Annotated in this window: 20 protein-coding genes; 19 read left to right on the forward strand and 1 reads right to left on the reverse strand. The window is 56.9% G+C overall.

The window, feature by feature from the left end:
* The first annotated feature begins 38 nt into the window (after positions 1-38).
* From C8N36_RS13775 to C8N36_RS13795, 5 genes are all read left to right on the forward strand, one after another.
* The gene (locus C8N36_RS13775; protein ID WP_097805388.1) at positions 39-983 is read left to right on the forward strand and encodes a tripartite tricarboxylate transporter substrate-binding protein; all 945 of its coding nucleotides are present in this window, start codon (positions 39-41) and stop codon (positions 981-983) included.
* Positions 984-1,054: 71 nt separating this feature from the next.
* Entirely contained in the window at positions 1,055-1,594 is a 540-nt protein-coding gene (locus C8N36_RS13780; protein WP_097805387.1) for a tripartite tricarboxylate transporter TctB family protein, read from the forward strand.
* Between the two features lie 13 nt (positions 1,595-1,607).
* Positions 1,608-3,125, forward strand: coding sequence for a tripartite tricarboxylate transporter permease (locus tag C8N36_RS13785; RefSeq protein ID WP_097805386.1), 1,518 nt, complete (start codon positions 1,608-1,610; stop codon positions 3,123-3,125).
* A gap of 5 nt (positions 3,126-3,130) precedes the next feature.
* Positions 3,131-4,615, forward strand: a complete 1,485-nt coding sequence (locus tag C8N36_RS13790) for an aldehyde dehydrogenase (RefSeq protein ID WP_097805385.1) — start codon at positions 3,131-3,133, stop codon at positions 4,613-4,615.
* A 9-nt stretch (positions 4,616-4,624) separates the two neighbouring features.
* Positions 4,625-5,854: a Tm-1-like ATP-binding domain-containing protein gene (locus C8N36_RS13795; RefSeq protein ID WP_097805384.1), complete on the forward strand. Its 1,230-nt coding sequence runs from the start codon at positions 4,625-4,627 to the stop codon at positions 5,852-5,854.
* On the opposite strand, the gene hpaR is transcribed toward C8N36_RS13795, so the two are convergent.
* Entirely contained in the window at positions 5,843-6,280 is a 438-nt protein-coding gene (gene hpaR, locus C8N36_RS13800) for a homoprotocatechuate degradation operon regulator HpaR (RefSeq protein WP_097805383.1), read from the reverse strand. The two genes, C8N36_RS13795 and hpaR, sit on opposite strands and share 12 nt — an antisense overlap.
* Before the next feature lie 108 nt (positions 6,281-6,388).
* Between hpaR and C8N36_RS13805 the strand changes: the two genes are divergently transcribed.
* From C8N36_RS13805 to C8N36_RS13870, 14 genes are all read left to right on the forward strand, one after another.
* A complete protein-coding gene (locus C8N36_RS13805) occupies positions 6,389-6,778 on the forward strand; it encodes a 5-carboxymethyl-2-hydroxymuconate Delta-isomerase (protein WP_097805382.1) in 390 nt (129 codons plus the stop codon).
* Positions 6,775-8,283, forward strand: a complete 1,509-nt coding sequence (gene hpaE, locus C8N36_RS13810) for a 5-carboxymethyl-2-hydroxymuconate semialdehyde dehydrogenase (protein ID WP_097805381.1) — start codon at positions 6,775-6,777, stop codon at positions 8,281-8,283. The genes C8N36_RS13805 and hpaE overlap by 4 nt, the downstream gene beginning before the upstream one ends.
* 38 nt (positions 8,284-8,321) lie before the next feature.
* A complete protein-coding gene (gene hpaD / locus C8N36_RS13815) occupies positions 8,322-9,176 on the forward strand; it encodes a 3,4-dihydroxyphenylacetate 2,3-dioxygenase (protein WP_097805380.1) in 855 nt (284 codons plus the stop codon).
* Positions 9,177-9,187: 11 nt separating this feature from the next.
* On the forward strand, positions 9,188-10,171 hold the full coding sequence (gene hpaD / locus C8N36_RS13820) for a 3,4-dihydroxyphenylacetate 2,3-dioxygenase (RefSeq protein WP_097805379.1): 984 nt from the start codon (positions 9,188-9,190) through the stop codon (positions 10,169-10,171).
* On the forward strand, positions 10,171-11,652 hold the full coding sequence (locus tag C8N36_RS13825; protein ID WP_245910822.1) for an NAD-dependent succinate-semialdehyde dehydrogenase: 1,482 nt from the start codon (positions 10,171-10,173) through the stop codon (positions 11,650-11,652). Before hpaD (C8N36_RS13820) ends, C8N36_RS13825 begins: the two co-directional genes overlap by 1 nt.
* Positions 11,639-13,036: a pyridoxal phosphate-dependent decarboxylase family protein gene (locus tag C8N36_RS13830; RefSeq protein ID WP_097805378.1), complete on the forward strand. Its 1,398-nt coding sequence runs from the start codon at positions 11,639-11,641 to the stop codon at positions 13,034-13,036. The genes C8N36_RS13825 and C8N36_RS13830 overlap by 14 nt, the downstream gene beginning before the upstream one ends.
* Positions 13,033-13,887, forward strand: a complete 855-nt coding sequence (locus tag C8N36_RS13835; protein ID WP_097805377.1) for a fumarylacetoacetate hydrolase family protein — start codon at positions 13,033-13,035, stop codon at positions 13,885-13,887. The genes C8N36_RS13830 and C8N36_RS13835 overlap by 4 nt, the downstream gene beginning before the upstream one ends.
* Positions 13,884-14,684, forward strand: a complete 801-nt coding sequence (gene hpaH / locus C8N36_RS13840; protein ID WP_097805376.1) for a 2-oxo-hept-4-ene-1,7-dioate hydratase — start codon at positions 13,884-13,886, stop codon at positions 14,682-14,684. Before C8N36_RS13835 ends, hpaH begins: the two co-directional genes overlap by 4 nt.
* An 11-nt stretch (positions 14,685-14,695) precedes the next feature.
* On the forward strand, positions 14,696-15,478 hold the full coding sequence (locus C8N36_RS13845) for an aldolase/citrate lyase family protein (protein WP_097805375.1): 783 nt from the start codon (positions 14,696-14,698) through the stop codon (positions 15,476-15,478).
* Positions 15,479-15,671: 193 nt separating this feature from the next.
* Positions 15,672-16,679 carry a BMP family protein gene (locus C8N36_RS13850; RefSeq protein ID WP_097805374.1) on the forward strand — a complete coding sequence of 336 codons (1,008 nt, stop codon included), beginning with the start codon at positions 15,672-15,674 and terminating at the stop codon, positions 16,677-16,679.
* A gap of 5 nt (positions 16,680-16,684) precedes the next feature.
* Complete coding sequence (locus tag C8N36_RS13855; RefSeq protein ID WP_097805373.1) at positions 16,685-18,226, forward strand: ABC transporter ATP-binding protein; 1,542 nt, start codon at positions 16,685-16,687, stop codon at positions 18,224-18,226.
* A complete protein-coding gene (locus tag C8N36_RS13860; protein ID WP_097805372.1) occupies positions 18,216-19,265 on the forward strand; it encodes an ABC transporter permease in 1,050 nt (349 codons plus the stop codon). Before C8N36_RS13855 ends, C8N36_RS13860 begins: the two co-directional genes overlap by 11 nt.
* Before the next feature lies 1 nt (position 19,266).
* Positions 19,267-20,211, forward strand: a complete 945-nt coding sequence (locus C8N36_RS13865) for an ABC transporter permease (protein ID WP_097805371.1) — start codon at positions 19,267-19,269, stop codon at positions 20,209-20,211.
* The gene (locus C8N36_RS13870) at positions 20,211-21,497 is read left to right on the forward strand and encodes an amidohydrolase family protein (RefSeq protein WP_097805370.1); all 1,287 of its coding nucleotides are present in this window, start codon (positions 20,211-20,213) and stop codon (positions 21,495-21,497) included. The genes C8N36_RS13865 and C8N36_RS13870 overlap by 1 nt, the downstream gene beginning before the upstream one ends.
* Positions 21,498-21,573: the final 76 nt, after the last annotated feature.

Below are 21,573 nucleotides of genomic sequence, written 5' to 3' on the forward strand. Positions count from 1 at the left end.
ACAACGGTTCAATATGCGAACCAACAGGAGAGACCGACATGTCTATATTTACAAAATCCGTGACCGCAATGGCGCTGGCGTTGACCGCTGTCACTGGTGCCGCTCAGGCCGAGTATCCGGAAAAACCGGTTGAGTTTGTTGTGCCGTGGCCTCCGGGTGATCTTGAGGATGTGTTGACGCGGATGATCGCCGAAGATTTCTCCGAGGCTTATGGTGTGCCGACCGCAGTTGTGAACAAACCGGGCGGCGGCGGCGGCCCATTCCCCGGCGCGATCGAAGTCGCCAATGCACCGGCGGATGGCTATACGGTCGGGTCGTTTATCATCGCGATCCCTGTGGTTGGCCCGATGATCGGAATTCCCGACCTCAACCCCGATCCCTTTGTGCCGCTTGGCAACTTTCTGACTTATCCATTTGTCATCGCGGCCTCAGGCGATGCGCCTTATGACGATATGGCCGGTCTGGCGGCGCATGCGCAGGAAAATGACGTGGTTCTGGGCCATTTTGGCGCGCCATTGGTGCCAACGCAGGTGACCTTTGGCATCGCCAAAGACATGGGTTTCGCATTTGCGGCGGATGCAGCTTTTGATGCACTGGACTGCAATACGCTGGCCTCGGGTGATGTTGATGTCGTCAACACCACAATCCAACAGATTCTCCCCTGTCTCGACACGGTCAAAGTGCTTGCCTCCATCGGCGCAGAGCGGATTTCGCTGACCCCCGACACCCCCACAGTGGCCGAGCTGGCCCCCGACCTTGATGTCTCTCTTTGGAACGGTTTGTTTGTTCATGCCGACACACCGCAAGATGTTCAGGACAAGATCATCGCCGTGGCCCAAAAGACCGTGATGTCCGAGCGGGCGCAAAAACTGGCAGCCGAAACCGGCGCGGCTGTGTATTGGCAGCCCGCAGACGAGGTGGTCATGCAGATCCAGAAGGACATCAAAACGATGGCCGGCATCGACGCAATGCTGTCCGAATAACCGGATTGATCTGCGGTCAGGCAACATCGCCGTTGCCTGACCATTACCCATGCACAATCGGGGTTTTCAACATGTCGCGCATCAAAACGCTACAATCCTTGTTCAAACGCTACCGCCGCCCCGGTGACATTGTCTTTGCTTGGGCATTGTTGATTTTGTCAGTGTTCTTGCTGACCCAGATCTATGACCAGACGGCCTATCGCAGCGGTGGAAAGCTGTTTGCGCAGCCGCGGTTCTGGCCTGCCCTGTCCCTGATCGGGATGACGGTTTTTGCCGCCTTTCATGTTCTGGGATCGCTATGGTCCGAACGCATCGAAGGCCGTTGGCGCGAAGTGTTGATGTGGGTGGCCTCGCTTGAATATGCGGTCTGGTTTATCGCTTATGCGGCTTTGGTTCCCTATGGGGGCTACTTGCCCACCACCGTGATCTTTGCCGTCATATTGGCGCTGCGGGTCGGCTATCGCAGCACTTTAATGTTGGGGGCGGCGGCAATCAGCGCTGTTTGTATCGTTGTTTTGTTCAAAACGATCCTGAAGGTGAACTTGCCATCAGGTCTGATCTACGAGGCGCTTCCCGACGGGCTGCGCCAAATCATGCTGACTTATTTCTGATCGGACCGGATGAATGGAAAACATGCTTCTTGGACTTGAAATGCTGGCCCGTTGGGATGTGGTCCTCGCTCTTTTTGTCGGATCAATCGGAGGCGTTGTTATCGGGGCCATCCCGGGCGTCGGGCCGGCGGTGGCGATTGCGATTTTGCTGCCTGCCACATTCTCGCTTGATCCAATTGTCGGTCTGACAATGCTTTTGGGTATTTACGGATCGTCGATGTACGGCGGTGCGATTCCGGCGATTTTGATCAACACGCCGGGGACTGCGGTGAATGCGCTGACGTCTTATGATGGTTATCCGATGACCCAAGCGGGCGAGGGGCATCGCGCTTTGTCACTGGCCTATTCAGCGTCGTTCTGGGGCGGAATTTTTGGCATCGGCTGTTTGATCCTGCTTTCGCCTGTCTTGGCCTTGATCGCCCCGATGTTCGGATCACGAGAGATCTTTCTTGCCGCTATGCTGGGGATCATTCTCGTTATTCTGGCCCATCGCGGCCAGATTTTCGCGGCCGGATTGTTGGCCATGTTCGGGATTTTCCTGCAAACTGTGGGCCTTGATGCGGTCACTTACACGCAGCGCTACACCTTCGGGTATTCTTTCCTGACCTCGGGGATAAATCTGATTGTTGTTGTGCTGGGCCTGTTCGCGCTTAGTCAGGCGTTTTTCTTGCTCACCGCGCCGGACAGCAGCCCCGATGCAAAGCCCGTCAAAGGCAGAATGTCGGTCGGGCTTCGTGAATTGATGAAGCACAAACGCGTGGCGACAGTGGCCTCGGGGTTTGGCGTCATCCTTGGCATGATCCCCGGCACCGGCGAATTCACCGCCCAATTCATGAGCTATACCTACGCCCAAAAGACCTCCAAGGATCCGGACAAATTCGGCAAAGGCTCCCCCGAAGGCTTGATCGCATCCGAGGCGGCCAACAACGCGGTGCCCGCCGCCGCGATGATCCCGCTTTTGGCGCTTGGCATTCCCGGTGAGGCTCTGACGGCAATGATGTTGTCGGTCTTTTATGTGCACAATGTTATTCCCGGCCCGCAGCTGTTCCAGAACAATATCGACCTTGTTTACGGGCTCTACTTTGCGCTGATCTTGCTCAATGTGATTGTCATGGTTTTCTTGCTGTTCTCGACCAACTTGCTGACGAAAATCATCCGTGTCCCCACCCGTTTTCTGGGTGTGATGATCCTGATCTTGTCGTTTGTGGGGGTTTATTCGTTGCGCAATTCGCTGACCGATTGCATGATTTCCGCGGGTTTCGGCGTGCTTGGTTTGATCCTGAAACGCTTGAACCTGCCCATTGTACCGATCATCCTTGGCATGGTCCTTGGTGGCATCATGGAGGTCAAACTCCGCTCGGCGCTGCCACGTCTCAAGACACCGTTTGATATGATCGACCGGCCGATCGCCTTCATCATCTTCACTCTCATTGTGATCGTTCTGGCATTGCATATCCGCACTCTCATCAAAGAAGTGCGGGCGCATCAGCCCGAAGAAGACCACGACATGCACGACAGCCAAACACGGTAGGACCCATGGATCAGACACACATTGATGCGCTGCGTGCGCAGCCCGTTCCGCCCTTTTTGCACTTGATTGATGGCAAACCCGTCCCCGCATCCGACAGTGGGACACTTGATGTCTTGTCGCCGATAGACGGCCAGCTTTTGACGACGACCGCCAATGGCACCGCTGCGGATATGGACAGCGCGATTGCCTCGGCCCGCGCTGCATTCGAAGACGGGCGTTGGGCAGGCCAGCCCCCTGCGGCGCGTAAAAAGGTTTTGCTAAAATGGGCGGATTTGATCGAGGCCAATGCCTTGGAACTGGCAGTTTTGGGCGTACGCGACAATGGCACCGAAATCGGCATGGCGATCAAGGCAGAACCGGGATCAGCGGCGGGCACCATCCGGTATTACGCCGAAGCGCTCGACAAGGTTTACGGTGAAATTGCGCCAACAGCGCCCGATATATTGGGAATGATCCACAAGGAACCGGTTGGGGTGGTCGGCGCGATTATTCCTTGGAATTTCCCTTTGATGATCGGCGCTTGGAAGCTTGGGCCTGCGCTGGCGATGGGCAATTCGGTGGTGCTGAAGCCTGCGGAAACGGCATCATTGTCACTGATGCGCATGGCGCAACTGGCGCTTGAGGCGGGCCTGCCGCCTGGGGTTCTGAACGCCGTGACCGGAGAAGGCAAAGTGGTCGGCGAGGCGATGGGTCTGTCGATGGATGTCGACGTTTTGGTCTTTACTGGGTCAGGCGGTACAGGCCGGCGTTTGATGGAATATTCGGCCCGTTCAAATATGAAACGGGTCTATCTGGAACTGGGCGGGAAATCCCCCAATATCGTCTTTGCGGACGCCCCCGATCTGGCCGAGGCGGCCAAAGTAGCGGCAGGTGGTATTTTCCGCAATTCAGGACAGGTCTGCGTGGCCGGATCGCGCCTGCTGGTCGAGGCGTCGATCCACGATGAATTCGTCGCCGAAGTCGCCAAAGCGACCGAAGCCATGCGCGTCGGTGATCCGCTAAGGCTGGACACCGCCATCGGTGCTGTGAATTCCGAAACCCAGCTGCGGCAAAACCTCGGGTTTGTTGACATGGCACTTTCCGAAGGCGGCCGCGTTGTAACCGGCGGATCGCGGGTTTTAGAGGAAACGGGCGGCTACTATATGGCCCCGACAATTGTCACAGGCGTGACGCCAGACGCATCGCTGGCCCAAAAAGAAGTCTTTGGCCCCGTGCTGGGCGTCACTCCGTTCCAGACCGAAGAAGAGGCTGTTCGCATCGCCAATTCCACCGTGTACGGGCTAGCCGGGGCGGCATGGACATCCAATCTAAGCCGCGCGCACCGGATGGTGCGCAAAGTGCGCACAGGCGTGATGCATATTAACACCTATGGCGGTGCGGATGGCACGGTGCCGTTGGGCGGCGTCGGTCAGTCGGGCAACGGAGCTGACAAGTCGCTGCATGCGATTGAAAAATACATCAATCTCAAGACCGCGTGGATCAAGCTTTAGGGGCCTGTTATGACAGATAAGACCATTTTGGTGATTGGCACCTACGACACCAAAGACGACGAACTTGCGTTTCTGGCGGATGTGATCCGCGGTCAGGGCGGACAGGTCGCCACTATGGATGTGTCGGTGTTGGGCGACCCGTCAAACCCGTGCGATTATTCCAAACATGATGTGGCAGCAGAGGGCGGCAGTTCAATCGAGGCCGCTATCGCATCCGGCAATGAAAATGGCGCGATGCAAATTATGGCGGCGGGGGCGGCCTTGCTGACGGCCCGCCTGTACGCAGAAGGCAAATTTGACGGCATGATTGTGCTGGGCGGCACAATGGGGACCGATCTGGCGCTTGATGTGGCTTCGGCCTTGCCGCTGGGGGTGCCGAAATACATCGTGTCTACTGTCGCGTTTTCACCCTTGATACCGGCTGAGCGGCTTGCGGCCGACACCCAGATGATCCTTTGGGCTGGCGGGCTTTATGGGCTCAATTCGGTCTGTAAATCGTCGCTGAGCCAAGCGGCTGGTGCCGTGCTCGGCGCGGCCCGTGCCGTACAACCGCCAGATCCGAACAAGCCCTTGATCGGGATGATGTCACTTGGCACCTCGGCGCTGAAATATGTGATCCCGCTTAAACCGGCTCTCGAAGAGCGCGGCTTCGAAGTCGCGGTGTTCCATGCCACCGGTATGGGCGGGCGGGCGTTTGAAAGCCTTGCGGGGCAGGGGGCATTTGCCTGTGTCTTTGATCTATGTACGCAAGAGTTGGGCAATCATGTCTGTGGATCGAACCTGTCCGCCGGCGCGGACCGCCTGACCAATGCAGGCAAACACGGCACACCGCAGATTGTGGCCCCCGGATGTTATGACCTTGTCGATATCGTCGGATGGCAGCCCATGCCGGACAAATGGGCGGATCATCCGAAACACGCGCACAACCGTTTGCTGACCTCGATTGTTCTAAATGACGAAGAACGTCGGAGCGTGGCCCGTGCCCACAGTGACCAGCTGGCGCAGGCCACCGGACCGGTTGCGATGCTGTTGCCACAAGACGGTTTGGGGGAATGGGATCGGGTTGGTGCCGATTTGCACAACAAAGAGGGATTGCAGCAGTTTCTGGCCGAGCTGGAAAATACGCTGCCTGACTCTGTGCAAAAGCACCGAATTGAAGGCCATATCAATGACCCTATTTTTGCTGACACCGCTTTGCAGGTTTTCGACCAATGGCGGGATCGCGGGTTAGTCGCGTGACCCCGGATCCAGCTTGGCCAATAGGTCGAGCAACGTTTCATAGTTTTCATCGCCAAGCGTGATGCGAAAATCCGCGACGATCTGAGCGGATTGAGCAGCGCGTTCGGTGATGATTTTTTGGCCGGCTTCAGTGATGTCAATGATCTGGCGCCGACGGTCGGCTTGATCACGTGTCTGGGTGATTAGCCCTTTGTCACGCATGGTCGATGCGATCCGAGTGAGGCTGGGAAACAACAGGCTGGACCGGTCGGCCAGCGTCGTCGTGTCCAGGGCCCCATACTCTGACAAGACCCGCAAGACCCGCCACTGCTGCTCCGTAATTCCGGTTTCCGACAGCATTTCGCGGATTGGTGCCATCACGCCTTCGCGGGCGCGAATCAAGGCGATCGGCAAAGAGCGCGAGGTTGATGGAAGCTTTGACGTCATGGGTCACCCGATGTCTGCGTTTATTGGACTGTGTGCTGCCAACTTGGGGTTGACAATGCAAGGTGATATTATTTAACTTGGCAATTATTAACATGACAAGGAAAGCCGATGCCCCACTTTCATATCGAATATTCAGCCAACCTCGAACCGGCGGTGGATATGGGCGCATTGTGTGAGGCCATACGGGCCGAAGCGGCGCAGATCGACACGTTTCCCATGGCTGGCATACGGGTTCGGGCCACGCGGGTTGATCATTACAGTATGGCAGACGGGCACCCCAAACACGGGTTTATCGATTTGTCGGTCCGCCTGCGCGAAGGCCGTCCCGCCGATGTTAAACTCGACGCGATCACACGTATATTCGCGCGGCTTAAACGCTTTGTGGAACCGGCTTTGGCGGTGCAGTCAATCGCACTGTCCGCCGAAATGCGCGATATCGACGCCGCCCTGTCACCTAAATTCGGAAATATTCGCGACCATCTGGAGGATCCCGCATGACTGCGCTGAACGAAAACATACAAAAACTTGACGGGTTCCTTGAGCGGTTTCGCGAAACAGGCATTTTGAACCGGATTGCAGGCAAGGATGTGGCCGGTAGCGCAGGTACGTTTGCCAATACGTCGCCTGTCGACAAGTCGGTAATTTGCGATGTCGCGCATGGCACAGCCAAGGACATCGACACTGCGGCCAATGCGGCCTCTGACGCGTTTGCAAAATGGCGCGATATGCCGGCAACCGAACGCCGCAAGATCCTGATCAAAGTTGCAGAAGGGATTGAAGCGCGCGCCGAAGAAATCGCGCTTTGTGAATGCTGGGACACCGGCCAAACCATGCGGTTTATGTCCAAGGCCGCGCTGCGCGGTGCCGCCAACTTTCGCTATTTTGCCGATCAGGTGGTGCAGGCCCGCGATGGTCAACACCTGAAGTCACCGACCTTGATGAATGTCACGTCGCGTACCCCGATCGGGCCGGTCGGGGTGATTACGCCGTGGAACACACCGTTTATGTTGTCCACTTGGAAGATCGCGCCAGCATTGGCAGCCGGGTGCACGGTTGTCCACAAACCGGCCGAGGCATCGCCGCTGTCTGCACGTCTATTGGTGGAAATCGCTGAAGAAGCAGGCCTTCCGCCCGGTGTCTTGAACACCGTGAACGGGTTTGGCGAAGATGCTGGCAAAGCGTTGTGTGAACATCCAAAGATCAAGGCCATCGCCTTTGTCGGCGAAAGCCGGACAGGTTCGTTGATCACCAAGCAGGGGGCCGACACGCTGAAACGCAACCACCTTGAACTGGGCGGCAAAAATCCGGTGATTGTCTTTGACGATGCCAATCTGGACGAAGCCTTGGACGCCGTCATTTTCATGATCTTTTCGATCAATGGTGAACGCTGCACCTCGTCTTCGCGGCTTTTGATCCAAGACACGATCCGCGCGGATTTCGAGGCCAAGCTGGTCGCCCGTGTGAACAACATCAAGGTTGGACATCCGCTTGATCCAGCGACGGAAATCGGCCCCTTGGTGACCGAAGAACACTTCAACAAAGTGACCAGCTACTTTGACATCGCCAAGGAAGACGGCGCGACAGTGGCGGCAGGCGGCGTTACCGTCGGGGACGAAGGCTACTTTATCCGGCCCACGCTGTTCACCAACGCCAACAACAAGATGCGGATCGCGCAAGAAGAGATTTTTGGCCCCGTTCTGACGTCGATCCCGTTCTCAACCGAAGAAGACGCGTTGAGCATTGCGAACGACACCCCCTACGGTTTGACCGGCTACGTCTGGACCAATGATTTGCAGCGCGCTCTGCGATTCACGGACCGGCTTGAGGCCGGAATGATCTGGGTAAATTCCGCCAATGTGCGCCACTTGCCCACGCCGTTTGGCGGGGTCAAAGCAAGCGGCATCGGCCGCGACGGCGGCGATTGGAGCTTTGAGTTCTACATGGAGCAAAAGCACATTGGTTTTGCAACGGGCCCGCAGAAAATCATGCGCCTTGGTGCCTAAGCCCGAACAAGATCCAACACAAACCCAAGGAGAAGACCATGGGAGAACTCGTCCTAGCTGCCAAAATGACCCACGTCCCGACGATGCTCATGTCCGAGCAAGAGGGACCAGTCAAAGGCAAGCGTCAGACCGCCATCGACGGCCACCGCGAAATTGCCCGCCGAGCCAAAGAGCTGGGCGCGACGACGGTTGTTATCTGCGACACGCATTGGGTGTTGAACGCGGGCTTTCACATCAACGCAAATACGCGGTTCGAAGGGTTGTTCACCTCAAATGAATTCCCGCAATTCATCCAGAACTTGCCCTATCGCTATGACGGAAACCCTGATTTGGGGGATGCCATCGCCAGGATCGCCTGCGCCAAAGGTGTTCACACGCTGGCGCACCATCTTGACAGTCTTGAGGTGGAATATGGCACACTGGTTCCGATGCGGTTTATGAGCCGTGAGCACGAGATGAAGGTGGTTTCAGTGGGCGCTTGGTGCACCTCGCATGACCACGACGAAAGCCGCGTCATCGGCGAAGCGATCCGCGAGGCGATCGAGGCCAGCGACGAAAAGGTGCTTCTGGTTGCTTCGGGGTCGCTCAGCCATAAAATCTGGGCAAACAAAGACTACGCCGCCAACAATGGCACGTTCACCATCAGCGCCGAATTCAACCGCCAAGTGGATTTGCACGTCCTTGAGATGTGGAAAAACGGCGATCATGCGACCTTTCTCAAAATGCTGGGGGATTATGCCACCTATTGCTGCGGCGAAGGTTCCATGCATGACACCGCCATGTTGTACGGTGCCTTGGGCTGGGATGCCTACGACGCGAAATGCGAAGTCGTGACCGACTATTTTCCTTCCTCTGGCACCGGCCAGACCAACGTCATATTCCCCGTTCAATAGGAGCCATCCAGATGCCTATTCCCGCACCGAACCTATACCCCGATTTCAACACCATCCGGCTGAGCCATGTGTGTTTGAACGTCAAGGACCTTGCCGCGTCCAAGACGTTTTACACTGACATCCTTGGCCTTCAGGTGACCGATGAAACAGACAGCCATGTCTATTTGCGGGCCATGGAAGAGCGTGGGCATCATTGCATTATCTTGCAAAAGTCCGATCAGCCCGGAACTGTCGAATTCATGGGGTTCAAAACCTTTGACGAAGAAGATGTGGAAACAGCCGAAAGCTATTTTCGGGGCAAGGGGCGCCCGACATCTTGGGTAGATCGCCCTTATCAGGGCAAAACCTTGCTGACTTCGGACAACATGGGCATCCCGCTTGAGTTCTATCACAAGATGGACCGGCTTGCGCCAATTCACCAAAAATACGCGCTCTATCGTGGGGTCAAGCCGCTGCGGATTGACCACTTTAACTGTTTTTCGCATGATGTTGATGCCTCGGTGGCCTTCTATTCCGACTTCGGGTTTCGCGTGACCGAATACACCGAAGACGATGTGAGCAAGAAACTATGGGCCGCGTGGATGCACCGCAAAGGGGGCGTGCATGACATGGCCTTTACCAACGGGACGGGGCCACGGTTGCACCACGTCGCATTTTGGGTGCCAACACCGTTGAACATCATTGATCTGCTCGATCTGATGGCAACCACCGGCTATGTCGACAACATCGAACGCGGGCCGGGGCGCCACGGAATTTCCAACGCGTTCTTCTTGTATATTCTTGACCCTGATGGACACAGAATTGAGATATATTGTTCAGACTATCAAACAGTTGACCCTGATCTTGAGGCAATAAAATGGGATCTGCAAGATCCGCAGCGTCAAACCCTTTGGGGGGCAAAAGCACCCGAAAGCTGGTTTAAGCATGGCACAAAATTTGTAGGGGTCGAAACCAAGGATTCAGAAATCCAAGCCAGCCCGATTATCGCGCCGTGATGACACTGGATTTGAAAAACCCGAGCTTGATGCGCGAAGCGGCCCTTGTCGGGAGCCGCTGGATCGACGCGGATGCAGCAACCGGTGTGGCGGTGACAAATCCCGCGACAGGCGATGTGTTGGGCTATGTTCCCAACCTTGGGGAACCTGAAACGCTGGAGGCAATATCGGCGGCGAAAACCGCGCAAACGGCATGGGCTGCGCGCACCGCCAAAGATCGCGGTCAGGTGCTGCGCCGTTGGTATGATCTGATGATGGAAAATCAGGATGATCTGGCGCGGATCTTGACCGCAGAGCAAGGAAAACCCCTTGCCGAAGCCGCAGGAGAGATCGCCTATGGAGCCTCTTTCATCGAATGGTTTGCCGAAGAGGCACGGCGTGCTTATGGCGACATCACCCCGGGCCACGCGCCAGACAAACGCATTTTGTCGGTCAAACAGCCTATTGGCGTTGTGGCGGCGATCACCCCGTGGAATTTCCCGAACGCGATGATCACCCGCAAGGCAGGCCCTGCGTTTGCAGCGGGATGCTCCATGGTTTTGAAACCAGCGGGGCAAACACCCTTTTCCGCAATCGCGCTGGCGATTTTGGCTGAAAAGGCGGGCATTCCTGCTGGTCTTTTCTCGGTTGTGACGGGCAGCGCACAGGCGATCGGCAAAGCGATGACCCAAAGCCCGATTGTGCAAAAACTGACATTTACAGGATCCACGGGCGTTGGGGCGTTGCTTTATGCGCAATGCGCGCCGACGATCAAGAAACTGGGCTTGGAGCTGGGCGGCAACGCGCCGTTCATTGTGTTCGATGATGCGGATTTGGACGCTGCCGTGGACGGAGCCGTGATCGCCAAATTTCGCAACAATGGTCAGACCTGTGTGTGTGCCAATCGCATCTATGTGCAGGCTGGTGTCTACGATACCTTTGCTGAAAAGCTGGCTGCCAAGGTCGCAGCTCTGCCCACCGGAAACGGATTTGACAGCGGCATTGTATTCGGCCCGTTGATTGACGCGGCCGCCGTTGCCAAAGTGTCGGAACATGTGGCGGATGCTTGCGCCAAAGGGGCCCATATTGTTTTGGGTGGCAAGGCGCATGAGTTGGGCGGTACTTTTTATGAACCCACCGTCTTGACCGGCGTGACCGCCGATATGGCCGTTGCCACAGAAGAAACATTCGGTCCCGTGGCCCCTTTGTTCAAATTCCAAACCGAAGCAGAGGTCGTTGCGGCTGCCAATGACACCGAATTCGGCCTCGCGTCTTATTTCTATAGTCGGGATCATGCGCGGGTTTGGCGTGTGTCCGAAGCGTTGGACTATGGCATGGTCGGGGTGAACACCGGCTTGATCTCAACCGCCGAGGCACCGTTTGGCGGGATCAAACAATCAGGCTTGGGCCGCGAAGGATCACGCCACGGTTTGGATGACTATCTGGAGATAAAATACATATGTATGGGCGGAATCGAGGAGGAAAACCATGAACTGGGATGAATTCGCCGACTGGAGCAAACACATCGCCGACTGGGGCGCGCACTATCACAAGACGTTGGGTGACCGGCCCGTGCGCGCACAGACCAAACCGGGTGAGGTGGCGTCCAGATTGCCCGCTAGCCCGCCCGACAAGCCAGAAGATATGGCAGCGATCTTGCAAGATTTCGATGACATCGTGATGCCAGGGATGACCCATTGGCAACACCCGCGTTTCTTTGCCTATTTTCCAGCCAATGCGACTCCTCCATCGATGTTGGCTGAACAGTTGGTCAACACAGTCGCAGCGCAATGTATGCTATGGCAAACGTCCCCCGCCGCGACCGAGGTCGAGGGGCTTATGGTGGACTGGATGCGCCAAGCCCTTGGGCTGGCAGATCATTTCACCGGCGTTATTCAAGACAGCGCGTCGTCTTCGACACTGTCGGCGGTTTTGACAATGCGCGAACGGGCCACAGGCTATACCGGCAACCGCGAAGGTTTGTCTGGCAAAGGGCATTTGCGGGTCTATTGCTCTGATCAGGTGCATACCTCAATTGACCGCGCGGCTTGGGTGGCTGGTATCGGGCAAGACAACTTGGTCAAAATTGCGGGGCAGGGGCCGCTGCATGGTATGGATGCAGCAGCTCTGGATGCTGCGATTAACGCGGACATCGCAGCGGGGCATATACCTGCTGGCATCATTGCCATCACCGGCGGCACGGGTGTCGGTGCTTGTGATAACCTTGGGCCGATCCTCAAGGTCGCCAAGGCGCATGATCTTTACACCCATCTGGATGCTGCTTGGGCGGGATCCGCGATGATCTGCCCCGAACTCCACGCGCAATTTTGGGCGGATGTGGATGGCTTCGACAGTATCGTGTTCAACCCGCACAAATGGCTGGGTGCCCAGTTCGATTGCTCCATTCAATTCTTGCGCGATGCCACGCCGCAACTTAACACGCTCAAGATCGAACCGGAATATCTCAAAACGTCAGGCGAAGCTGTCACCAACTATTCCGAATGGACCATCCCGCTGGGCAGGCGGTTCCGCGCCTTAAAGCTGTGGTTTTTGATCCGGTCTTACGGGCTGGAAGAACTGCAAACCCGCATTCGCAACCACATTGCATGGGCTGAAGAGCTTTGCGAAGCGATCCGTGAATTGGACGGTTTTGAAATCACAACCGAGCCGATCTTCAGCCTGTTTTCCTTCCGTTGCCCGGGCGATGATGACGCGCAACAACGCTTGGTGGATGCGATCAATGACGATGGGCGGATTTACCTGACACAGGGCGCATTTCAGGGCCGCAAGGTGATCCGGTTCCAAGTGGGCCAATTCGATACAACCCGCAAGGATGTGATGATGGCCCATGCGGTCATTCTAGAAGTTTGGGAGCAAATTCAATGAAATACGCGACATATTCCGCCGGCGGCCAGATGTACTATGGGGCCGTGACCGAACAGGGCATGATCGCATTGAATGAGGCGTTTGCGCAGTGGCCAACGCTGCTTGACGTTGTCGAAGCCAACGGGCTAGGGGCTTTGGCGCAGGCGGCAGAGGGCCAATCTGTGACCCATACGGATTTCGAGTTCGAAATGGTTTTGCCCAACGCGCGGCGCATTTTGTGCGTGGGCGTCAACTTTCCAGACCGCAATGCCGAATACAAAGATGGCAGCGCGCAGCCTAAATACATGTCGTTGTTTCCACGGTTCGCCAGCGGCTTCACCGGCCACAACCGCCCGCTGATCCGCCCGCCGGAAAACGAGACGCTGGACTACGAAGGCGAGGTGGCAATAGTCATCGGCAAGGCAGGCCGCCGGATTTCGCAGACCGATGCATATGACCACATCGCAGCTTTGACCCTGTGCAACGAAGGCACCATTCGTGATTGGGTGCGCCATGCCAAGTTCAATGTCACCCAAGGCAAGAACTGGGACAATTCCGGTGCGATTGGTCCTTGGTTGGTGCCCTTCACTGATGCCAGCCAGTTGGATGATGCGCGGATCATCACCCGCGTGAACGGCGAACTGCGCCAAGATGACGTATTGAGCCGCATGATGCATCCCATCCGCCGCGAAATCGAATATATCTCTACTTTCATGACCTTGCAGCCCGGCGACATCATTGTCACCGGAACACCGACGGGATCTGGCGCACGGCTTGATCCACCGCAATATCTGAAACCCGGTGATGTGGTCGAGGTCGAGGTGAACGGAATCGGCACCCTGCGCAACACGGTTGAGGATGAAGTGCTATGACCCCCGAAGACCATCGCAATGCTGCTGCCGAACTGCTTGCCGCTGAAACATCAGGTGAACAGATTGGACTGCTGACCAAGCGCCACCCCGAAATGGGAATGGAAGATGCCTATGCTGTGCAGAACGCGATCTACCGCGCCAAACTGGCAGAAGGTCGCCGCGTTATCGGCTGGAAAATCGGACTGACGTCGAAGGCGATGCAATATGCTCTGAACATCGACATTCCCGACAGTGGCATTTTGTTCGACGACATGTTGTTCGGTCACGGCGCAGTGGTCCCTGCTGGCCGGTTTATTCAGCCACGGATCGAGGCAGAAATTGCTTTTGTGCTCAAGGCTCCGCTAGGCGGCGCTGATGTAACGCGCGAGGATGTGATCGCGGCGACCGACTATGTGGCCCCGTCGATTGAAATTCTTGATACGCGGATTGTGCGCGCGGACGCCGAAACAGGCCAAACCCGCAAAGTGTTTGATACCATCGCCGACAATGCCGCCAACGCCGGTGTTGTGCTGGGGCCTCAGCGTCATGCGATTGATGCGTTTGATCTGCGCTGGGTCGGGGCGATCACATCGCGCAACGGCGAGGTTGAGGAGACCGGCCTTGGGGCGGGGGTGCTGAATGACCCTGTTGAAAGCGTTGTCTGGCTTGCCCGCCGCATGGCCCAATACGGTCAAACCATTGACCCCGGTCAAATCATCCTGTCGGGTAGCTTTATCCGTCCGGTTGAATGTCCCTCCGGATCTGAAATTACTGCCGATTTTGGCGCCTTTGGTGGCGTCGATATTTCGTTCGCTTAAAGGAATACCCAATGCCCGCACCTAGAAATCCATTCAAACACGCAATCGCCAAGGGTGAATTGCAGCTCGGCTGCTGGCTCGGTCTGGCTGATCCTTACATTGCGGAAATCAGTGCCGGTGCGGGCTTTGACTGGGTGCTTGTGGACGCAGAGCACGCCCCCAATGATCTACGATCCATCACGGCACAATTGCAGGTTATCGCGGCCCGCAAAAGCCATGCGGCTGTGCGCCCCCCTATCGGCGATACCCGGATTATCAAGCAGTTTCTGGACGCCGGTGCGCAAACCTTACTGATTCCGATGGTTGAAAGCGGCGCGCAAGCCCAAGAGCTGGTCGATGCTGTCACTTATCCTCCACACGGCATTCGCGGCGTTGGCGCAGCGCTGGCACGGGCCTCTGATTTTTCGGCGATCGGGGATTATCTGACCACTGCGCGTGATGAAATTTGCCTGTTGGTTCAAGTCGAAAACCGCAAAGGCATGGATGCCTTGGACGACATTCTGGCAATTGATGGCATTGACGGCGTGTTCATCGGACCGGCGGATCTGGCTGCCGACATGGGGTTCATCGGCCAAGCAGGTGCACCCGAAGTAAAGGCCGCAGTTCTGGGCGCGATAGAAAAGATCGTCGCATCAGGCAAGGCGGCTGGTATTTTGACATTGGACACGGATATGCAACTGCAATGCCGCGACATAGGTGCCACGTTTATCGCTACTGAAATTGACGTCACGGTGTTTGCGCGCAACATGCGCGCCGCTGCAAAAGACGCCTCTGATCGTTTGCGCGACGGCTAAACGGAACGGGCCTCTTCTCAACTGTCCGCCCGAGTGTGTGGAATTCAGGCACAGTCCATGAATTGGGCGGCGCGCGGGGCGGGCGATTAAGCTTTGTGCAAACTGCCGTTCGGACAAAGGTCAAAGATTCATTTCTTGACCAATTGATAAAATTGAAGGTTACTCTGGGTCACAACCAAGGGGGCTATTTCAAATGAGTAATACACGAGCGTTTAATCGGCGACATTTTCTTGCCAGCACAGCCGCAACTGCGGTGTTGTTTGGCGCAGGGCCGTTGGCTGCCGCCGAGGTTCTCAAAGTGGCGGGTATTTATACCGTGCCGGTAGAACAACAGTGGGTCAGCCGGATCCACAAAGCGGCCCTTGCGGCGCAGGCGCGCGGCGATATCGAATACACCTTTTCCGAAAACGTCAGCAACACCGACTACGCCCGCGTCATGCGCGAATATGCAGAAGCCGGAAACACGCTGATCATCGGCGAAGTCTTTGGCGCAGAACAAGAAGCCCGCGAAGTCGCGGCGGATTATTCCGATGTTGCCTTCTTGATGGGGTCAAGCTTCAAAGAAGACGCGGGCCTGCCGAATTTCGCGGTCTTTGACAACTATATTCAAGACGCGTCCTACCTGTCTGGCATTATCGCCGGTGCGATGACCAAGTCGGGCAATATCGGCATGGTCGGTGGTTTCCCGATCCCCGAAGTGAACCGTTTGATGCACGCCTTCATGGCCGGTGCACGCGAAATGAACCCTGATATTAAGTTCCAGGTTAGCTTTATCGGCAGCTGGTTTGACCCACCCAAAGCCAAAGAAACCGCCTTTGCGATGATCGAAAACGGTGCAGATGTGCTGTATGCCGAACGCTTTGGTGTGTCTGATGCGGCCAAGGAAAAGGGCATCTTGGCGATTGGAAACGTGATCGATACGCAGGCCGACTATCCTGATACGGTTGTTGCCTCGGCGATCTGGAACTTTGAACCCACCTTGGACGCCGCCATTGCGGCAGTGCAGGCCGGGGCCTTTACTGCGGCGGATTACGGCATGTATTCGTTTATGAACAAAGGGGGCACCGAATTGGCACCGCTTGGGACATTCGAAGGAAAAATCCCTGCCGCTGCAATGGAATTGGTCACATCGCGTGAGGCCGAGATCAAATCCGGTGCCTTTGCCGTGGCGATTGATGACAGCGAACCGGCATCGTCCTAAGCCCCATGGCAACGACCAAAGTTGAGGCGCTGAGCCTAAACGCCATCACCAAAACCTTTGGAGAGCTGACCGCAAATGATGCGGTCAGTTTTTCAGTGCATCAGGGCGAAGTGGTCGCCTTGCTAGGTGAAAACGGCGCAGGCAAGACGACGCTTATGAATATTCTGTTCGGCCAATACACGGCCGACAGCGGCAGTGTTGCGGTTTTTGGCCAAACTCTGCCTCCCGGCAATTCGCGTGAGGCGTTGAATGCCGGTGTCGGCATGGTGCATCAGCATTTCACGCTGGCGGATAACCTGACAGTTCAGGAAAACATCACGTTAGGGTCGCGGCCCTTGCTAAGCCCCCGTTTGGGGCGGTCGGCGGCGCGGGCAAAAATCATAGCTTTGTCGGAACGGTTTCATTTGGCAGTTTCGCCAGATGCGCGGGTTGGCAGCCTGACAGTCGGCGAACGTCAGCGGGTCGAAATCCTCAAGGCGCTGTACCGCGATGTGCGTGTGCTGATCTTAGATGAACCGACAGCGGTTTTGACACCACAAGAAACCGATGATCTGTTTGCGACGCTGCGCTTGGCCATCGCCGATGGGTTATCCATCATTTTCATTTCCCACAAACTGCACGAAGTCATGGCGATTGCAGACCGTGTGGTTGTCCTACGCCATGGCAAAGTCACCGGCGGCGCACGCACCCAAGACACGGATACCAAAGCCTTGGCCGCAATGATGATGGGTGTCGAGGCGGTCCCACCGCAGGTTGCGCCCGCAAACCCCGGCGCGGCGCTGATGGAACTGCAAGGCGTTTCCACCCCCGATGTGGGCAATGCACCGGGTCTACGTGATGTGACTTTGGCGCTTCGGGCGGGACAGATCATCGGGTTGGCGGGCGTCTCTGGCAACGGGCAGGCGGCACTGGCCGATGTCGTTGGCGGATTGCGCGCCGCGGCCGCGGGACAGGTGGTGCTAAACGGTGCGCCGGTCCAAAGCTGGAGCCCGCGAACCGCCGTGCGCAGCGGCATCGCCCGTATCCCCGAAGACCGGCATAAAACGGGTACAATCGGGGATTTTGACCTGACCGAAAACGCAATTTTAGAACGCTATAAGACAGCGGAATTCAGCACCGCAGGCTGGCTAAACTGGCGTAAATCACGCGATTTCGCCGAAGGTATAATTAGTAAATATGACGTGCGTTGTCCGGGGGCCGATACCCCAATCCGGCTGCTGTCCGGAGGCAATATGCAAAAACTGATCCTTGGCCGTGTGCTTGAGGCCGGGCCGCAGATTATTCTGGCCAACCAACCAGTGCGGGGCCTTGATATTGGCGCAGTGAATTATGTGCATAGTCAATTGCTTGCGGCTCGTGATCGCGGCGCAGCGGTGCTGTTGATTTCAGAGGATTTGGACGAAGTCATGGCCCTGTCGGATGTTATTCATGTCATCGCTGACGGGCGGTTGTCACCCGGGTTTGAACGCGGCAGCATGACACCCGCTCAACTGGGTGTTTGGATGGCCGGACAAGGATTTGACAAGGAGATGGCGCATGCGTCTTGAACCGATCAAGAACCCGAGCCTTGCGCGCAGCTTTGTGCCCCCCCTGATTGCGCTGACCGCAACAGTGGTAATCGCATCGCTTTTGGCGATGGTGGCAGGGGCCAATCCGTTTTCAGTCTTCGGTTTGATCCTCAAAGGGGCCTTCGGGTCCAAGTTTTCTATCCTCGAAACGCTGAATCGTGCGACGCCCTTGATCTTTACCGGCCTTGCGGCGGCTGTGGCCTTTCGGGCAAAGTTTTGGAATATAGGGGCCGAAGCGCAACTTTATGCAGGTGCTTTGATGACCGTGGTGTTGGGGACCGGAATGCTGGCTTGGCCCAGCTTCGCGATCTTGCCGGTGTTGGCGCTGATGGCCATCTTGGCTGGGGCGATCATGTTGCTGGTGCCAGCCCTGCTGAAAACCCGTTTCGGGGTGGACGAAGTCGTGACGACCTTACTGTTCAACTTCATCTTTTTGCTGTTTATCTCCATGCTTCTCGAAGGGCCTCTCAAGGATCCAATGGGCATGGGCTGGCCCAAATCCGCGCGGCTGATACCCGAGGCGCGGCTGCCACGGATCGTCGATGGATTGCGGTTGCATTGGGGGTTTGCGCTGGCACTCTTGTCCGCCATTGGCATCTGGATCATCCAGACCCGCAGCACTTTGGGCTATGAAATGCGCGCCGTTGGCCTGAACAAACAAGCCGCGGCTTTTGCGGGTATTCCGGTCAATACGGTGCTGGTGAAAACCGCGCTTTTGTCAGGCGGGCTGGCCGCACTGGCAGGATTTTCCGAAGTGGCGGGCCTGAAGGGGAGCCTGACGCTCGATCTGTCGCCGGGCTTTGGATACACCGGAATTATTGTCGCAATGTTGGCACTGCTGCACCCGCTGGGCGTGATCGTTGCGGCACTGTTTGTTGCAGGCATTTTTGTGGGTGCAGACAGCATGAGTCGCGCCGCCGACGTGCCGACCTATCTGGCCGATATCATGCTGGCGACGGCGCTTTTGTTGATGGTCTTGGCGATCATGTTAACGCGCTTTCGCGTGGTGAGGGATTGATATGGAAATCATCGAAATCCTGTTCACAGCCAGCTTTTGGGCCGCGGCAATCCGCATCGCCAGCCCGCTGATCTTCGCGACGCTGGGCGAGCTGATTTGCGAACGCGCCGGGGTGCTGAACCTTGGCATCGAAGGTATCATGGTCGCAGGGGCCTTTGCGGGCTGGATGGCCGTTTATTCCGGCACCGGTTTGTGGGTCGGCGTTGGCGTTGCGATGCTGGTGGGTATGGCGTTTGGCGCATTGCACAGCACCCTAACCGTGCCATTCGGTCTGTCGCAACACGTGGTAGGTTTGGGTGTGACCCTGCTTGCCACATCATCGACCTATTACGCCTACCGATTGGCCCTGCCCGAGGTCACAAGCCCGCCAAAAATCGAAGCCTTTCAACCCTTTGAAATCCCGATCCTGTCGGACATTCCGGTGCTTGGACAGGCCTTGTTTGCGCAAACACCGTTTACCTATCTGGCCTTTGTGCTGGTCGCGGTGGTGGCGGTGGTTTTATACCGCACACCCTTGGGCCTTGCGGTGCGGGCAGCGGGGGAAAATCCGAATGCGGTGGCTGCGCAGGGGCTTTCTGTAACCGCGATCCGCATGGGCGCTGTCATTGTCGGCAGCGGTTTCATGGCCATGGGCGGCGCGTTTTTGACCATGTCGGCCTTTGACAGCTTCTTTTTCGGGATGGTCAACGGTCGTGGCTGGATCTGCATCGCGCTGGTGGTGTTCGGATCGTGGAAACCGGGCAAAGCCCTGCTGGGCGCGGTGCTGTTTGCAGCCTTTGACGCCTTGCAAATCAGGGTGCAGCAAACCAGTTTCGGCGCACAAATTCCCTATCAAATTTTCCTGATGATGCCCTATTTTCTGTCTATTCTGGCATTGGTTGTGATGTCGCGTCGCGCCGAAGTGCCTGCCGCTCTCATGGTGCCGTTCAACAAAGGAGAACGCTGATGTTTGATCTGATCGTCAAAGGCGGCACCCTGCCGGACGGCAAGGTGGCTGATATCGGCATCACCGGTGAAAAAATCAGCGCCATCGGTCGTTTGGACGCCGCACAGGCGGGCCAGATAGTGGATGCCGCCGGCGATCTGGTCAGCCCACCCTTTGTAGATCCGCATTTCCATATGGACGCAACGCTGTCTTATGGGCTGCCGCGGATCAACGCTTCGGGAACGCTGCTGGAAGGGATCGGCCTGTGGGGCGAGCTGAAGCAGGTTATGACCCAAGACGATGTGATCGAACGCGCCTTGAAATACTGCGATTGGGCCGCAAGCATGGGGTTGTTGGCGATCCGCAGTCATGTTGACACCTGCGATGACCGGCTCTTGGGGGTCGAAGCGCTGCTTGAGGTCCGCAATCAGGTCAAAGACTACATTGATTTGCAGCTGGTCGCCTTTCCGCAAGACGGGTTTTACCGCGATCCGACGGCGCGGGCGAACACCATACGCGCCTTGGACATGGGGGTTGATGTGGTCGGGGGCATTCCGCATTTCGAACGCAGCATGGCCGATGGTGCCGCATCCGTCACAGAGCTGTGCGAGATCGCAGCCAAACGGGGGTTGCAGGTCGATATGCATTGCGACGAAACCGACGACCCGATGTCGCGCCATATCGAAACACTCGCCTTTGAAACCCAGCGGCTAGGATTGCAGGGCAGGGTAGCGGGGTCACATTTGACCTCGATGCATTCGATGGACAACTACTATGTGTCCAAGCTCTTGCCGCTGATCGCAGAGGCACAAATCAACGCAATCCCCAATCCGTTGATCAATATCGTCTTGCAGGGGCGTCACGACACCTATCCCAAACGGCGCGGGTTAACGCGGGTCAAGGAAATGCTGGCGATGGGCATCAATGTCGGATGGGGACAGGATTGCGTGCTTGATCCTTGGTATTCGCTAGGAACGGCTGATATGCTTGACGTGGCCTTTATGGGGCTGCACGTGGCCCAGATGACCAGCCCCGAAGACATGCGCACCTGCTTTGATATGGTCACCGTGAACAACGCCAAAACCATGGGGCTGACGGATTACGGGCTGCGCGTCGGCACCAAAGCATCGCTGGTGATTTTGGACGCCAGCAACCCCGTCGAAGCCTTGCGACTGCGCGCCGCCCGCCTGTGTGTGATTGCCAAAGGCCGGGTGATTTCCCAAACGCCGCGCGGTGACGCCGCGCTTTCGATAGCGGGGCGGCCACCCATGTCGCGCCGCCGGCATACACCCGGCGGAGACGGTTGAGCACTTTGTCCGGCATGTTCTGACGGTTGAACCACAGCTTCGCAAAGTTTGAATGTCCGTGACAGCCCGCCTTTGC

It is taken from the genome of Pelagimonas varians (assembly GCF_003208435.1).
Classification (GTDB): Bacteria; Pseudomonadota; Alphaproteobacteria; order Rhodobacterales; family Rhodobacteraceae; genus Pelagimonas; species Pelagimonas varians.

What these genes read in the sequence shown, in the direction of transcription:
- C8N36_RS13775 (WP_097805388.1), top strand. Translation starts at nt 39, where the DNA reads ATGTCTATATTTACAAAATCCGTGACCGCAATGGCGCTGGCGTTGACC.
- C8N36_RS13780 (WP_097805387.1), top strand. Translation starts at nt 1,055, where the DNA reads ATGTCGCGCATCAAAACGCTACAATCCTTGTTCAAACGCTACCGCCGC.
- C8N36_RS13785 (WP_097805386.1), top strand. Translation starts at nt 1,608, where the DNA reads ATGGAAAACATGCTTCTTGGACTTGAAATGCTGGCCCGTTGGGATGTG.
- C8N36_RS13790 (WP_097805385.1), top strand. Translation starts at nt 3,131, where the DNA reads ATGGATCAGACACACATTGATGCGCTGCGTGCGCAGCCCGTTCCGCCC.
- C8N36_RS13795 (WP_097805384.1), top strand. Translation starts at nt 4,625, where the DNA reads ATGACAGATAAGACCATTTTGGTGATTGGCACCTACGACACCAAAGAC.
- hpaR (WP_097805383.1), bottom strand. Translation starts at nt 6,280, where the DNA reads ATGACGTCAAAGCTTCCATCAACCTCGCGCTCTTTGCCGATCGCCTTG.
- C8N36_RS13805 (WP_097805382.1), top strand. Translation starts at nt 6,389, where the DNA reads ATGCCCCACTTTCATATCGAATATTCAGCCAACCTCGAACCGGCGGTG.
- hpaE (WP_097805381.1), top strand. Translation starts at nt 6,775, where the DNA reads ATGACTGCGCTGAACGAAAACATACAAAAACTTGACGGGTTCCTTGAG.
- hpaD (WP_097805380.1), top strand. Translation starts at nt 8,322, where the DNA reads ATGGGAGAACTCGTCCTAGCTGCCAAAATGACCCACGTCCCGACGATG.
- hpaD (WP_097805379.1), top strand. Translation starts at nt 9,188, where the DNA reads ATGCCTATTCCCGCACCGAACCTATACCCCGATTTCAACACCATCCGG.
- C8N36_RS13825 (WP_245910822.1), top strand. Translation starts at nt 10,171, where the DNA reads ATGACACTGGATTTGAAAAACCCGAGCTTGATGCGCGAAGCGGCCCTT.
- C8N36_RS13830 (WP_097805378.1), top strand. Translation starts at nt 11,639, where the DNA reads ATGAACTGGGATGAATTCGCCGACTGGAGCAAACACATCGCCGACTGG.
- C8N36_RS13835 (WP_097805377.1), top strand. Translation starts at nt 13,033, where the DNA reads ATGAAATACGCGACATATTCCGCCGGCGGCCAGATGTACTATGGGGCC.
- hpaH (WP_097805376.1), top strand. Translation starts at nt 13,884, where the DNA reads ATGACCCCCGAAGACCATCGCAATGCTGCTGCCGAACTGCTTGCCGCT.
- C8N36_RS13845 (WP_097805375.1), top strand. Translation starts at nt 14,696, where the DNA reads ATGCCCGCACCTAGAAATCCATTCAAACACGCAATCGCCAAGGGTGAA.
- C8N36_RS13850 (WP_097805374.1), top strand. Translation starts at nt 15,672, where the DNA reads ATGAGTAATACACGAGCGTTTAATCGGCGACATTTTCTTGCCAGCACA.
- C8N36_RS13855 (WP_097805373.1), top strand. Translation starts at nt 16,685, where the DNA reads ATGGCAACGACCAAAGTTGAGGCGCTGAGCCTAAACGCCATCACCAAA.
- C8N36_RS13860 (WP_097805372.1), top strand. Translation starts at nt 18,216, where the DNA reads ATGCGTCTTGAACCGATCAAGAACCCGAGCCTTGCGCGCAGCTTTGTG.
- C8N36_RS13865 (WP_097805371.1), top strand. Translation starts at nt 19,267, where the DNA reads ATGGAAATCATCGAAATCCTGTTCACAGCCAGCTTTTGGGCCGCGGCA.
- C8N36_RS13870 (WP_097805370.1), top strand. Translation starts at nt 20,211, where the DNA reads ATGTTTGATCTGATCGTCAAAGGCGGCACCCTGCCGGACGGCAAGGTG.